Consider the following 12,959-nt stretch of genomic DNA (forward strand, 5'->3'; position numbering starts at 1 on the left):
CCATGCCCATCACCAAAGGATTTCGCGCGCTGGTGGACGCCGCCATGGCGCAGGTCACCACCTACAGCGTGGCTGAAGTGCTGGCCAAGCTGGAGAGCCCGCGCGTGCAGTTGGTGGACATTCGCGATATCCGCGAGCTGGACGCCGGCACGGTGGTAGGGGCCTTCCATGCGCCGCGCGGCATGCTCGAATTCTGGGTGGACCCCGCGTCGCCGTACCACAAGAAGCTGTTTGCCGACGAACACAAGGAATTCATCCTGTTCTGTGGCCTGGGCTGGCGCAGCGCGCTGGCCGCCAAGACACTGCAGGACATGGGCATGGCCAACGTGGCCCATATGGACGGCGGCTGGGAGGGCTGGCTGCAGGCAGGGGGCCCCACTGAAACGCTGGACCAGCAGAAAGCCCGCCGCGCCGCCAAGGCATGATGGCGGGCATGAAACCTTGTGAGATCAATTCCGCCTGCCCATGCGGCAGGCTGCACCAGAAGAAAGCCCTCGCCTACGGCGCCTGTTGTGGCCGCTGGCTGGACACCGACACCCCCGCGCCCGATGCCGAAAGCCTGATGCGCAGCCGCTACAGCGCCTTTGCCCTGGAGCGCGCCCCTTACCTGCTCATGACTTGGCATGCCAGCCACCGCCCGGCCAGCATCGAATTCGACCCTGGCGTCAGATGGCTGGGGCTGGAGGTGCGCAGCCATACGGTGCAGGACGCGACGCATGCGCAGGTGGAGTTTGTGGCGCGCCAAAAACCGCTCAGTGGCCCCGCCGTGCGCCTGCACGAGCGCAGCCGATTTGTATTGGAAGACGGCCACTGGCTGTACGTGGATGGAGATGCCCTGTGAAGTTTGATGCTGTGTTGTTCGACTGCGATGGTGTGCTGGTGGACAGCGAGCCGATTACCAACGGTGTGCTGCGTGACATGCTGGCCGAACAGGGCTGGCGGCTGAGCGTACAGGAATGTATGGACATTTTTGTGGGCAAAGCGGTGATCGATGAGCGCGCCCGCATTGAGGCAGAAACAGGCAAGCCACTGACCCCTGAGTGGATGGTTTCTTTTCGTGCCCGGCGCAATGCGGCACTGGATGCGCAGGTGGTCGCCATTGCCGGTGCCGTGCCTGCCGTGGTTGCGGTGCACGCCAGCGTGCAGGGGCGCATTGCCTGTGCTTCGGGGGCCGACCGCATCAAGGTGGAGATGCAGTTGCAGAAGGTGGGCCTGTGGCCCTACTTTGATGGACGGGTGTTCAGCGGGCACGAGATGCCACGCTCCAAACCGCACCCCGATGTCTACCTGGCCGCCGCGGCCGCCCTGGGCGCAGACCCCAAGCGTTGCGCCGTGGTGGAAGACACCGTGACCGGCATAGCGGCGGGTGTGGCCGCTGGCGCCACGGTGTTTGCCTATGCGCCGGCAGGGCAGGGGGATGTGCTGCGCCAGGCTGGCGCCCACCAGGTGTTCACGCATATGGACGCCCTGCACGCCTGCCTGCTGGGCGCAGATTTGCGCCAGCCCGCCTGAACCTGTATCAGGGGCGGATGTCGGGCGAGGGCGTGGTGGGCACACCCTGGTCCCGTGCCGCTTGCTGCTGTATTTGCAGTGTGCGCAGGTAGGCAGGGCGCGCCTGCAGGCGCTGCCAGTAGGCGGCAACGGTGGGCGAGAACTGTGCAGACAAGCCTAGGTGCTGGGCCAAGAGCAGCGCATACCCCACGGCCACATCGGCTGCAGTGAATCGGTTCGCACACAGGTAGTCCGCGTGCTGCAGCGCGGTGTCCACCGCACGCAGGCGCGCCAGAAACCAGCGCGCATAGTCGGTCGCCACCTGCGGTTGCAGGCGTTCGGGCGGCTCGAAGTGGGTGTAGCGCAGTACCAGGGTCTGCGGGAAGGTCAGCGTGGCGTCACTCATGTGCAGCCAGTTCAGGTAGGTGCCAAACGCCGCATCGTCCATTGGCACATCGAGCTGGCCCGCGCTATGGCGTGCCGCCAGGTACTGGCACATGGCGGCGGACTCGGTCATGCGCGTGGCGCCGTCCACCAGCAGCGGCACCGTACCCAGCGGGTTCTCCTGCAAGTAGTCACGCGCCAGGGCGCGGGGCGGAAAGGGCAGCATGCGCAATTCGTAGGGCAGACCCAATTCCTCCAGCATCCACAGGGGCCGTAGGGAACGTGCGCTGACGCAGTGGTGCAAAACAAGCATGGTGGTGGCTTTCTAGCGTTTCTTGAGGGCGCGCAGGTCGTGCATGCCGGGCAGGGTGCGCGGGTCGCTACCTTCGGGGAAGATGCGGTGCTTCTGGATCTTCTGCGTGCCGGTGGTGGGGATCTCGGGCGCAAACCAGAGCCAGCCCGGTGCCTTGTAATAGGCCAGTTGCTGGTGGCAAAAGTCGAACAGGGCGCGCGCGGTGTCGGCGGTCTCCTGCCCCTGCGCTGGTTTGAGCACCACGCAGGCCAGCACCTCTTCCTCGCGCACCTCATCGGGCAGCGCCATGACGGCGGCGTTGGCCACCAGCGGGTGCGTCAGCAGCAGCGCCTCCACCTCGGCTGCGGCAATGTTTTCGCCCGAGCGGCGGATGATGTTCTTGCGCCGGTCCATGAAGTGAAACATGCCGTCTTCCCCCCGCTGCACCACATCGCCGGTATGGAACCAGCCGCCGCGCCAGGCGTCGGCCGTGGCCTCGGGGTTGTCCAGGTAGCCGCTGAAGAAATGGCGCCGCGGCGTGGCCGCGCTGTGGCGGATGACCAGCTCTCCCGGCGTGCCATCGGGCAGCACCTGCCCCGCCTCGTCCATCACGCAGGCGTCCAGGCCGGGGCGGGCACGGCCAAAGGCGCGTGTGCCCACCTGGCGCGGTGCGTGGCAATCGCACAGCGGGCGCACCATCTCGGTCATGCCCCACAGTTCCAGCAAGGGGAAGCCATAGCGGGCTTCAAACGTGGCATGCAGTTGCGGCTCCACGCCTGCGCCATAACCAAAGCGCACGCAGTGGGCGCGCTCCAGCGGGCTTTCGGGCTGGTTCAGCAGCATGGGCACCACCACACCCAGGTAGTGCACGATGGTGGCGCGGCTTTGCACCACCTCGGCCCACCAGCGGCTGGGCTGGAAGCGGTCGGTCTGCACCTGGCAGCCACCGCTCAGCAACATGCAATAGAAGGACAGGATGGACGCGTTCACATGGAACAGCGGCAGCGGGTTGTAGAGGCGTTCCTGCCCCTCGCGCACGGTGCCCAGCCCGCCCTGGTGGGCGTACCAGTGGCCGGCGGCCAGCTCGTAGGTGTGGGACAGCACGCAGCCCTTGGGCTGGCCCGTGGTGCCCGAGGTGTAGAGGATGCTGGCGGGTGTGTCGCCCACCGGTTCTCCGGCCTGGGGCGGTGTGGCTGGGGTGGGCAAGGGCGCGTCTGCCAGTGCCTCCAGCACGCACACCGGTGGCTGGTGCTGGCTTATCGCCAGGGCAGCCTGCACGGTCTCCAGGCGGCTGGCCAGCACCACGACCAGGTCCACGCGCGCATGGTCCACTAGGTAGGCCAGTTCGCGCGGGCGGTAGTCGGGGTTGATGGGCACGCAGCACACGCCCAGGCTGTTGAGTGCCAGCTTGTGCAACATGTGTTCCGGCCGGCTCTCCAACAACAGGCCCACGCGGTGGCCCAGGCCATAACCCGCGGCGCGGTACTGTGCCATCAATCCACGCACGGTGTCGGCGGCCTCGGCATACGTGATCTCGCGGCCTTCGGGGTCGTAGGCGCGTGCCGGGTTGGCGGGCACCGCCAGCAGGCTGTGGGTGGCGTAGCGCGCGCAGGCCGCAAAAAAGGCCTGGCCTATGGTGGTTGCGTCGTCAATCTCAATCATGGGCTGAGTCTATGGAGCGCTGTGGCGCAGCGTGCGCCAACAAGGCCACAAATCACGCCAGCGGCGTGGCGCTGCGGCGGAACTCGGCGGGGGACTGGCCGGTCCAGCCCTTGAAGGCGCGGATAAAACTTTTCTCGTTCTGAAAACCCGCCGCCTCGGCCACCTGCTTGATGGGGCGCTGGGTGCGCAGCAGCAGTTCGGTGGCGCGGCTCTGGCGCACCTCGTCTTTCAGGGCCTGCAGCGTGGCGCCTTCTTCCTTGAGCTGGCGGTGCAGCGTACGCGGAGACACATGCAAGAGCGCGGCCAGCGCCTCGGCACCGTGCGTATCCTGCGGCTGGGCGCCCAGCAGCTGGCGCACGCGCTGCACCAGCAGGCGGTCGCGCCGGTACTGCAACACCGTCAAGGGCAGGGCGTGCTGCAGCATCTGCTGCAGGGCCTTTTCGTCGCGCCGCAGTGGCAGCTGCAGGTACTGCACATCAAAACTGATAGCGGCCTGCGCTTGCCCGAAGCGGGTCGGGCCCGAAAACAGCACCTGGTAGGCCTCGGCATGCGCCGGGGCCGCAAACGGGAACTGTGCGTGCAAGAGCGGAATGCGCGAGTCCACCAGCCAGCAGGCCAGGCCGTGGATGTTGCGCAGCACCGAAACCAGGCAGAACTCGCGCAGCGCCCCCAGGTCGCGGTTTTCAGCAATCAGGATGCTGGCCGTGGTGCCGCTGGTCTGCAGCGTGAGCGTGATGTCGTCGGCAATCAGGCCATGGTGGCGGCACCAGCGCTTGACGGCCAGTGCCAGCGTGGGCGCGCTGATGGAGGCACGCGCCAGCATGCCGTAGCTGCCCCAGGGCAGGCGGCGGCTGAACCAGCCCAGCGCCTCGTCGTCCAGTTCGCGCATGGCGAGGTCCGAAATGCGCTCCATCTGCCAGGCCGTGATGCGGGCATGGTTTTGCAGCACCTGCTCTGGCGCAATCTGTGCCTGGGTCAGGGTGCTGGCCGGGTCCAGGCCATAACGCGCATAGGCCGCCACAATGGCTTGGACAAAGGCCATGGGGGTGGCGGCAACGGGGCTGGGGCGTGGCATGCCTGCAGTGTGCCAAAAAATGCGAAGGCTGTGGCAGGATTTGCAACCTCGGTGGCGTCCCGCCCGCGGAGCGGCGGACGCACAATGCCTGCTGACTGTCCAACCCCTGACCGGATGCGCCCATGACGATTCTGGAATCCCAGCTCAACCCCCGCTCGGCCGACTTTGCGGCCAACGCCAGCGCCATGCGCGCCCTGGTCGACGACTTGCAGGCCCAGGTGGCCCGTATTGCCGAAGGCGGCGGAGAGGCGGCCCGTGCCAAACATGTGGCACGCGGCAAGCTGCTGCCGCGCGACCGCGTGGCCATGCTGCTGGACCCCGGCACGCCGTTTCTGGAGCTGGCACCGCTGGCCGCGCTCAACGTCTACGACAACGCGGCGCCGGGCGCCGGCATCGTGGCCGGCATTGGCCGTGTGAGTGGGGTGGACTGCATGGTTGTGTGCAACGACGCCACCGTGAAGGGCGGCACCTACTACCCGCTGTCGGTCAAAAAGCATTTGCGCGCGCAGGAGATCGCGGCGCAAAACAACCTCACTTGCATCTACCTGGTGGACAGCGGCGGCGCCAACCTGCCCAACCAGGACGAGGTGTTCCCCGACCGCGACCACTTTGGCCGCATCTTCTTCAACCAAGCCAATATGAGCGCGCAGGGCATTGCGCAGATTGCCGTGGTCATGGGCAGCTGCACCGCAGGTGGCGCCTATGTGCCCGCCATGAGCGACGAGACCATCATCGTCAAGAACCAGGGCACCATCTTTTTGGGCGGCCCACCGCTGGTAAAGGCAGCCACCGGCGAGGTGGTGACGGCCGAAGACCTGGGCGGTGGCGATGTGCACACGCGGCTTAGCGGCGTGGCGGACCACCTGGCGCAGAACGACCTGCACGCCATTGCCCTGGCCCGCCAGGCGGTGGCGCATTTGAATAAAAAGAAGCCTCCAGCCCTTGCCACGCTTGCGCCAATAGCTCCTAAATATGTAGCGGATGAGTTGTACGGAGTGATCCCCACCGATACGCGCAAGCCCTTTGATGTGCGCGAAATCATCGCCCGCATCGTGGATGGCAGCGAGTTCCACGAGTTCAAGCCGCGTTATGGCGCCACGCTGGTTTGCGGCTTTGCCCACATCGAGGGCATGGCCGTGGGCATCATCGCCAACAACGGCATTTTGTTCAGCGAATCGGCCCTCAAGGGCGCGCACTTCATCGAGCTGTGCTGCCAGCGCAAGATCCCGCTGGTCTTCCTGCAGAACATCACCGGCTTCATGGTGGGCCGCAAGTATGAGAACGAGGGTATCGCCCGCAACGGCGCCAAGATGGTGACCGCCGTGGCCACCGCCAAGGTGCCCAAGTTCACCATCATCATCGGCGGCAGTTTTGGCGCCGGCAACTACGGCATGTGCGGCCGTGCCTACAGCCCGCGTTTTTTGTGGATGTGGCCCAACGCGCGCATCAGCGTCATGGGCGGCGAGCAGGCGGCCAGTGTGCTCGCCACCGTCAAGCGCGACGGCATTGAAGGCAAGGGCGGCGCCTGGAGCATGGAGGAGGAAGAGGCCTTCAAGGCGCCGATCCGCCGCCAGTACGACGAGCAAGGCCACCCTTACTACGCCAGCGCCCGCCTGTGGGACGACGGCGTGATCGACCCCGCCGACACGCGCCGTGTGCTGGCCCTGGGCCTGAGCGCCGCACTCAACGCGCCGATTGAAGACACCAAGTTCGGTGTCTTCCGCATGTAAGGGATTGCGCCATGACCGCACTGACCCTGACCCACACCGGCCCGCTGCTCACAATCACGCTGAACCGCCCCGAGGTGCGCAACGCCTTCAACGACGAGGTGATTGCCGAACTGACCCAAGCCTTCCAGACTGCAGCAGCGAGCGCCGAGACACGCGCCGTGGTGCTGGCTTCTGAGGGCCCCGCCTTCTGTGCGGGCGCCGACCTGAACTGGATGCGCCGCATGGCCGACTACACGCGTGCCGAGAACCTGGCGGACGCCGCCAAGCTGGCCGAGATGCTGCGTGTGATGTACGCCTGCCCCAAGCCCACCATTGCGCGCATCCAGGGCGATGTGGTGGCCGGTGGCATGGGCCTGGTGGCCGCGTGTGACATGGCGGTGGCCGTCGACAGCGCGGGCTTTTGCCTCAGCGAGGTCAAGCTGGGCCTGATTCCCGCCACCATCAGCCCTTATGTCATCCGAGCCATGGGCGCGCGCGCTGCACACCGCTACTTTTTGACGGCCGAACGCTTCAGCGCGCAGGAGGCGCTGCGCATCGGTTTTGTGCACGAGGTGGTGTCTGCCGAGCAGCTGGACGCCAAGGTGGCCGAACTGGTGAAAGCACTGGTCAACGCCAGTCCGAATGCCGTGCGCAGCTGCAAAGAGCTGGTGCAGACCGTGGCCGGACGCGAGATCGATGGCACCCTGATTGCCCACACCGTGGAAGGCATTGCCGACATCCGCAGCAGCAGCGAAGGCAAGGAGGGCGTCCAGTCCTTCCTGCAAAAACGCAAGCCGAACTGGCTGGTCTGAGTACCCGAGGAAAACAACATGTTCACCAAAATTCTGATTGCCAATCGGGGAGAGATTGCTTGCCGCGTGGCCGCTACGGCTGCGCGACTCGCTATCAAAACCGTCGCCGTGTATTCCGATGCGGATGCCTCTGCCAAGCACGTGGCTGCCTGTGACGAGGCGGTGCACATTGGCGGCAGCACGCCCAAAGACAGCTACCTGCGTTGGGAGAAGATCATTGAAGCCGCCAAATCGACGGGCGCCCAGGCCATCCACCCGGGCTACGGTTTTTTGAGCGAGAACGAAGAGTTCGCGCAAGCCTGCGCCACGGCGGGGTTGGTCTTTATTGGACCGCCCGCATCTGCCATCCTGGCGATGGGGCTGAAGGCTGAGTCCAAGCAGCTCATGGAGAAAGCCGGCGTGCCCCTGGTACCTGGCTACCACGGCAAGGACCAGGACCCCACGCTGTTGCAGCGCGAGGCCGATCGTATTGGCTACCCCGTGCTCATCAAGGCCAGCGCAGGCGGTGGCGGTAAGGGCATGCGCGCGGTGGACAAGGCGGAGGACTTTGCCGCCGCGCTGGCGTCGTGCAAGCGCGAAGCCATCAACAGCTTTGGCGATGACGCGGTGCTGATCGAGAAGTATGTGCAGCGCCCACGCCATATCGAGATCCAGGTGTTTGGCGACACGCTGGGCAACTACGTCTACCTGTTCGAGCGCGACTGCTCGGTACAGCGCCGTCACCAGAAGGTGCTGGAAGAGGCGCCCGCACCGGGCATGACGGAGGCCTTCCGCCAGCAGATGGGTGAAGCCGCCGTCGCTGCGGCGCGTGCGGTGAATTACGTGGGCGCCGGTACCGTCGAATTCATCGTCGAGCAAAAGCCCGACGGCGCCATGACCTTTTTCTTCATGGAGATGAACACCCGCCTGCAGGTGGAGCATCCGGTGACGGAAGCCATCACCGGGCAAGACCTGGTGGAGTGGCAGCTGCGTGTGGCATCGGGCGAACCGCTGCCGCTGCGACAAAGTGAACTGAAGATTCACGGCCACGCGATCGAGGCGCGCATCTGCGCCGAGAACCCCGACAACAATTTCTTGCCCGCCACCGGCACGCTGCAGGTCTACGGCCTGCCCGCGCATGTGACCTTTGAGCGGGCTAGCCATGGCACACGGGTGGACTCCGGCGTGCGCCAGGGCGACACCATCAGCCCGTTCTACGACTCCATGGTGGCCAAACTCATCGTGCATGGCGCCACGCGTGACGAAGCTTTGGCGCGCATGGATGCCGCGCTGGCGCAGACCCACATCGTGGGGCTGGCGACCAATGTGCAGTTCCTGCGCCATGTGACCACCAGCGCGTCGTTCGCCCAGGCGAATCTGGACACGGCGCTGATTCCACGCGAAGCCGCAGCCCTGTTCAACCAGGACAAGCTGGGTCTGCCGCTGGCCGCCGCGGCTCTGGTGGCGCACACGTTGCAGGCAGAGCAGGACCACGGCGCGCAGACCGACACGGCCGGCTGGCGCGACCCCTGGGCGCAGCGCGACGGCTGGCGTTCACATGGTCCGTCGGTGCGCGGTTTTGCGCTGGAGTACGCCGGCGAACCCCACACCGCGGTGCTGACCACCGTGCGCGGCGGCACCACGCTGGCCGTGGCGGGGCAGACCTTGCCGCTGCAGTGGGCCGTAAGCGCCACGGGCGCGCTGGACTTGCAGCTCGGCGCGCAGCGGGTATTGGCCCATATCTATAGAAATGGCGATGTAGCCCACGTATTCACTGCGCAAGGCGCTATACAAATCGTAGCAGTTGACGCACTGGCGCATGCCGGGGAAACCCATGCCGAGGGTGGCCGCCTGACCGCACCCATGCCAGGCAAGGTGGTGTCGTTTGCGGTGAAGGCGGGCGACGCGGTGACCAAGGGCCAGGCGCTGGCGGTGATGGAAGCCATGAAGATGGAGCACACCATTGCTGCGCCCGCCGATGGCACCGTGGCCGAGCTGCTGTTTGCGCCCGGCGACCAGGTGACCGAAGGGGCCGAATTGCTGCGCCTGGACGTAGCGGCCTGAAACGCGGACGGGGAAGGGGCTTTGCAAAGCGGCGAAAATCCCCGCATGCCTTCTTTGAACGTTACCTACTACTCGGCCGACATGGATGCGGCCTCCTGGATTCCCGGCCTGCAAGCGGCCTTGCCCGGTGCCTCGGTCACCCTGTGGGAGCCTGGTGCGCCGCAGGCGGATTTCGCGGTGGTGTGGAAGCCGCCCCAGCAGCTGCTGGACGAGCAGCCGGGTCTCAAAGCGATCTTCAACACCGGTGCGGGCGTGGATGCGCTGATGAAGCTGAACCTGCCGGCAGGTGTGCCGGTGATCCGGCTGGACGACGCCGGCATGTCGGTGCAGATGGCCGAGTACGTGTGCCACGCCGTCATTCGTCACTTCCGTGAACTCGATGGGTACGAGGTCGACATGGGCCAGGGCAAGTGGTCCTTCCGCAAGCCGCGCAGCCGCGTGGACTTCCCCGTGGGGGTGCTGGGCCTGGGCGTGTTGGGCGAGCGTGTGGCCAAGGCGGTGGCGCAGTTTGACTTTCCGGTGAACGGTTGGAGCCGTTCACCCAAGGCGGTGCCCGGCATCCACAGCTTTGCAGGCGAAGACCAGTTGGTCGCCTTCCTGGCCGCCAGCCGCATCGTGGTTTGCCTGCTGCCGCTGACCCTGGATACCGAAAACCTGCTCAATGCCCAACGCCTGGCGAAGATTCGTCCCGGTGGCTATGTCATCAACGTGGCGCGCGGCGCCCATGTGGTCGATGCCGATCTGCTGGCTGCCATTGACGGCGGGCATCTTGCCGGTGCCACGCTGGACGTGTTCCGCGTGGAGCCGCTGCCGCCGGGCCACGCCTTCTGGAACCATCCCAAAATCACCATCACCCCGCATACCTCCGCCCGCACGCTGCGCAGCGAAAGCATCACGCAGATTGCCAGCAAGATCGGCGCGTTGCAGCGCGGCGAAGCCGTGGCAGGCCGCGTGGATGCGGTGCGTGGCTACTAAAACGAAAGACACAGACCATGTCCATCCCCTCCAAAGTCACCATCATCGACGTAGGCCCGCGCGACGGCCTGCAGAACGAGAAGCAAGCCGTACCGGCCGCCGTGAAGGTGGAGCTGGTGCACCGCCTGCAGGATGCGGGCCTCAAGGAAATTGAAGTCACCAGCTTTGTCAGCCCCAAGTGGGTGCCGCAGATGGCGGATAACGCGGAAGTCATGGCGGGCATCCAGCGCAAGCCTGGTGTGCGCTACTCGGTGCTCACACCGAATATGAAGGGCTACGAGGCGGCTGTGCTGTCCAAGCCCGACGAGATTGTGGTGTTTGGTGCGGCCAGCGAGGCCTTCAGCCAGAAGAACATCAACTGCTCGATCGAGGAAAGCATCGAGCGCTTCCGCCCCGTGGCGCAAGCGGCCAAGGCGGCGGGCATTGCGGTGCGCGGCGCCATCTCCTGCGCCGTGGGCTGCCCCTACGAGGGCGAGATTGCGCCCGAGCGTGTGGCTCTGGTGGCGCGGCTCATGAAAGACATTGGTGTGGAGCATGTGGGCGTGGCCGACACGATTGGTGTGGGCACGCCGCTCAAGGTGCAACGCGCGCTGGACGCGGCGCTGCAGTACTACAGCGTGGACGAAGTCTCGGGCCACTTCCACGACACCTACGGCATGGCGCTGGCCAACACGCTGGCCTGCCTGGAAATGGGGATCTGGCACTTCGACACCTCGTCGGCCGGGCTGGGCGGCTGCCCCTATGCCAAGGGCGCGACCGGCAATGTGGCCACGGAGGACGTGGTCTACCTGCTGCACGGCATGGGCATTGAGACCGGCATTGACCTGGACAAGCTGATCGACGCAGGCCAATTCATCAGCGACTTTTTGCAGCGCAAGCCGCATTCCCGCGCCGCCAATGCATTGCTGACCAAGCGCCTCGGATAAACAACACCATGTGTGGAGCTGAATTGATAGAACTACCTGAAGGCGTACAGCGTGTCGCTGCGGCCCTGCAAGAGAAAAACCACCCGCACAGCCCGGTGATGCTGGACGGTGCCGCGCGCACCGCGCAGCAGGCGGCCGATGCGCTGGGCGTGGCCGTGGGCCAGATTGCCAAGAGCATCATCTTCAAGCGCATCGAGGACGATGTGGCGGTGCTGGTGGTGACCTCGGGCGACCGCCGCGTGGACGAGGCCAAGGTGGCTGCGCTGGTGGGGCCCTTGGGTCGGGCCAACGCGGCGTTTGTGAAAGAGCGCACCGGTTTCAGCATTGGCGGGGTGAGCCCGGTGGCGCATGCCATGCCGGGGGTGACGCTGATCGACCGCGAGCTGTTCCGCTTTGACGAGGTGTGGGCGGCGGCCGGGCACCCGCACGGGGTGTTCAAGCTGCATCCGCAGCACTTGGTGGTGCTGACTGGTGCGCCAGTGGCGGATGTGGTGGAAGTGCCCGAGGAAGAGGATGCGCTGGACACGATGGCGCGTGAAAATGCTATCAAAACGCTAGCTGCTCGTGCACTGTCCATAAGCGCTGTGGCCGAAAATGTGCCCAGTCCTTGTGTGAACGTGTGCCGCATGGACACGGGCAGTGGCCTGTGCGAAGGCTGCTTTCGCACCATCGACGAGATCCGGGAGTGGGGCCGCAGCGATGACGCGGCCAAGAAGGCAATGTGGGGCCACATCACCGAGCGCCTGCGCCAGACCCACCCCGGCGCGTTTGCCTGAACCCGCTGCCACACCAAGGCCCCCATGAAACAGATCACGTTTTACCTGGACTTCATTTCGCCTTATGCCTACCTGGCGTTTGAGGAACTGCCGCACGCGCTGCAGGGCTTGAGCTACAGCGTGCGCTACAAGCCGGTGTTTCTGGGGGGGCTGCTCAAGCACAATGCGGTGCTGGGCCCGGCCGAGGTGCCGCCTAAGCGCCACTGGATCTACCGCCACGTGCAGTGGCTGGCGCAGCGCAACGGTGTGCCGTTGGATTTTCCGGCCGCACATCCCTTCAACCCCCTGGGCCTGTTGCGCCTGGCCGTGGCCAGCGATGCGCAAGGCCTGCCCAACCGTTATGTCTGCGAAACCCTGTTTCACCATGTGTGGGTGGGCGGGGCCGATGCTGCGAACCCGCAGCGCCTGGCCGAAGTGACCCAAGCCCTGGCTCCCGTGCAAGACCCGGGCAGCGATGCCGTGAAAGCCCAGCTCAAGGCCCACGCCGACGAAGCCATTGCGCAGGAGGTGTTTGGCGTGCCCAGCTTTGAGGTGGATGGCAAGGTGTTTTGGGGCCTGGATGCGCTGCCCATGCTGCGCGCCTACCTGGAAGGTGACACCAGCCTGGCCGGTAGCGACGCTGACACGCGCTGGAACTGCGTGCAAGGGTGGCCATCGGGTATACCCGTGCGCCCCCGCTGAATTGCCGCGATGTGAAATGACGGTTAAGGGTTAGACCCTAAACCGTCAGAGGGCCGTCAGTTCTGCGCAAGCCAGCGTTGGTTTCGCGTCAGAGCAGGGTCAGTGCGCACTCCAAGAATACGTTCAACCTCCA

General features: G+C 65.6%; 13 protein-coding genes. 10 read left to right on the forward strand and 3 right to left on the reverse strand.

All coding sequences use genetic code 11. The features are described 5' to 3' along the window. Positions 1 to 2: 2 nt before the first annotated feature. Genes AC3WS7_RS10335 through AC3WS7_RS10345 form a run of 3 tightly spaced genes read left to right on the forward strand, consistent with a single transcriptional unit; the run spans position 3 to position 1,512 of the window. On the forward strand, positions 3 to 425 hold the full coding sequence (locus tag AC3WS7_RS10335) for a rhodanese-like domain-containing protein (RefSeq protein WP_492656283.1): 423 nt from the start codon (positions 3 to 5) through the stop codon (positions 423 to 425). Further along, positions 425 to 841 (forward strand): YchJ family protein, encoded by a 417-nt coding sequence (locus AC3WS7_RS10340; RefSeq protein WP_492656284.1) that lies wholly within the window; start codon positions 425 to 427, stop codon positions 839 to 841. The genes AC3WS7_RS10335 and AC3WS7_RS10340 overlap by 1 nt, the downstream gene beginning before the upstream one ends. Continuing rightward, complete coding sequence (locus tag AC3WS7_RS10345) at positions 838 to 1,512, forward strand: HAD family hydrolase (RefSeq protein ID WP_492656285.1); 675 nt, start codon at positions 838 to 840, stop codon at positions 1,510 to 1,512. The genes AC3WS7_RS10340 and AC3WS7_RS10345 overlap by 4 nt, the downstream gene beginning before the upstream one ends. 7 nt (positions 1,513 to 1,519) lie before the next feature. On the opposite strand, the gene AC3WS7_RS10350 is transcribed toward AC3WS7_RS10345, so the two are convergent. Genes AC3WS7_RS10350 through AC3WS7_RS10360 form a run of 3 tightly spaced genes read right to left on the reverse strand, consistent with a single transcriptional unit; the run spans position 1,520 to position 4,904 of the window. Then, positions 1,520 to 2,188 carry a glutathione S-transferase family protein gene (locus AC3WS7_RS10350; RefSeq protein WP_492656286.1) on the reverse strand — a complete coding sequence of 223 codons (669 nt, stop codon included), beginning with the start codon at positions 2,186 to 2,188 and terminating at the stop codon, positions 1,520 to 1,522. Positions 2,189 to 2,200: 12 nt separating this feature from the next. Beyond that, positions 2,201 to 3,829: an AMP-binding protein gene (locus tag AC3WS7_RS10355; RefSeq protein WP_492656287.1), complete on the reverse strand. Its 1,629-nt coding sequence runs from the start codon at positions 3,827 to 3,829 to the stop codon at positions 2,201 to 2,203. A 52-nt stretch (positions 3,830 to 3,881) separates the two neighbouring features. Next, entirely contained in the window at positions 3,882 to 4,904 is a 1,023-nt protein-coding gene (locus AC3WS7_RS10360; RefSeq protein ID WP_492656288.1) for an AraC family transcriptional regulator, read from the reverse strand. Positions 4,905 to 5,026: 122 nt separating this feature from the next. On the opposite strand from AC3WS7_RS10360, the gene AC3WS7_RS10365 reads away from it, so the two are divergent. The 7 genes from AC3WS7_RS10365 to AC3WS7_RS10395 are packed head-to-tail and all read left to right on the forward strand — an operon-like array spanning position 5,027 to position 12,826. Beyond that, on the forward strand, positions 5,027 to 6,634 hold the full coding sequence (locus tag AC3WS7_RS10365; protein ID WP_492656289.1) for a carboxyl transferase domain-containing protein: 1,608 nt from the start codon (positions 5,027 to 5,029) through the stop codon (positions 6,632 to 6,634). Positions 6,635 to 6,645: 11 nt separating this feature from the next. Continuing rightward, complete coding sequence (locus AC3WS7_RS10370; protein ID WP_492656290.1) at positions 6,646 to 7,425, forward strand: enoyl-CoA hydratase/isomerase family protein; 780 nt, start codon at positions 6,646 to 6,648, stop codon at positions 7,423 to 7,425. Between the two features lie 18 nt (positions 7,426 to 7,443). Next, positions 7,444 to 9,468, forward strand: coding sequence for an acetyl/propionyl/methylcrotonyl-CoA carboxylase subunit alpha (locus AC3WS7_RS10375; protein WP_492656291.1), 2,025 nt, complete (start codon positions 7,444 to 7,446; stop codon positions 9,466 to 9,468). A gap of 45 nt (positions 9,469 to 9,513) precedes the next feature. After that, a complete protein-coding gene (locus AC3WS7_RS10380) occupies positions 9,514 to 10,443 on the forward strand; it encodes a 2-hydroxyacid dehydrogenase (protein ID WP_492656292.1) in 930 nt (309 codons plus the stop codon). A gap of 17 nt (positions 10,444 to 10,460) precedes the next feature. Beyond that, on the forward strand, positions 10,461 to 11,369 hold the full coding sequence (locus AC3WS7_RS10385; RefSeq protein WP_492656293.1) for a hydroxymethylglutaryl-CoA lyase: 909 nt from the start codon (positions 10,461 to 10,463) through the stop codon (positions 11,367 to 11,369). A gap of 8 nt (positions 11,370 to 11,377) precedes the next feature. Beyond that, positions 11,378 to 12,145: a YbaK/EbsC family protein gene (locus tag AC3WS7_RS10390; protein WP_492656294.1), complete on the forward strand. Its 768-nt coding sequence runs from the start codon at positions 11,378 to 11,380 to the stop codon at positions 12,143 to 12,145. Between the two features lie 24 nt (positions 12,146 to 12,169). Continuing rightward, the gene (locus AC3WS7_RS10395; RefSeq protein ID WP_296472538.1) at positions 12,170 to 12,826 is read left to right on the forward strand and encodes a 2-hydroxychromene-2-carboxylate isomerase; all 657 of its coding nucleotides are present in this window, start codon (positions 12,170 to 12,172) and stop codon (positions 12,824 to 12,826) included. The last annotated feature ends 133 nt before the right edge of the window (positions 12,827 to 12,959 follow it).

The sequence above is a fragment of the Rhodoferax sp. EU05-FHT12H12 genome (genome assembly GCF_058791215.1).

Excerpts from the sequence above, each read along its gene's own strand:
- AC3WS7_RS10390 (WP_492656294.1), top strand. The coding sequence starts at position 11,378 with ATGTGTGGAGCTGAATTGATAGAACTACCTGAAGGCGTACAGCGTGTC.
- AC3WS7_RS10340 (WP_492656284.1), top strand. The coding sequence starts at position 425 with ATGGCGGGCATGAAACCTTGTGAGATCAATTCCGCCTGCCCATGCGGC.
- AC3WS7_RS10385 (WP_492656293.1), top strand. The coding sequence starts at position 10,461 with ATGTCCATCCCCTCCAAAGTCACCATCATCGACGTAGGCCCGCGCGAC.
- AC3WS7_RS10355 (WP_492656287.1), bottom strand. The coding sequence starts at position 3,829 with ATGATTGAGATTGACGACGCAACCACCATAGGCCAGGCCTTTTTTGCG.
- AC3WS7_RS10350 (WP_492656286.1), bottom strand. The coding sequence starts at position 2,188 with ATGCTTGTTTTGCACCACTGCGTCAGCGCACGTTCCCTACGGCCCCTG.
- AC3WS7_RS10395 (WP_296472538.1), top strand. The coding sequence starts at position 12,170 with ATGAAACAGATCACGTTTTACCTGGACTTCATTTCGCCTTATGCCTAC.
- AC3WS7_RS10380 (WP_492656292.1), top strand. The coding sequence starts at position 9,514 with ATGCCTTCTTTGAACGTTACCTACTACTCGGCCGACATGGATGCGGCC.
- AC3WS7_RS10370 (WP_492656290.1), top strand. The coding sequence starts at position 6,646 with ATGACCGCACTGACCCTGACCCACACCGGCCCGCTGCTCACAATCACG.
- AC3WS7_RS10360 (WP_492656288.1), bottom strand. The coding sequence starts at position 4,904 with ATGCCACGCCCCAGCCCCGTTGCCGCCACCCCCATGGCCTTTGTCCAA.
- AC3WS7_RS10375 (WP_492656291.1), top strand. The coding sequence starts at position 7,444 with ATGTTCACCAAAATTCTGATTGCCAATCGGGGAGAGATTGCTTGCCGC.
- AC3WS7_RS10335 (WP_492656283.1), top strand. The coding sequence starts at position 3 with ATGCCCATCACCAAAGGATTTCGCGCGCTGGTGGACGCCGCCATGGCG.
- AC3WS7_RS10365 (WP_492656289.1), top strand. The coding sequence starts at position 5,027 with ATGACGATTCTGGAATCCCAGCTCAACCCCCGCTCGGCCGACTTTGCG.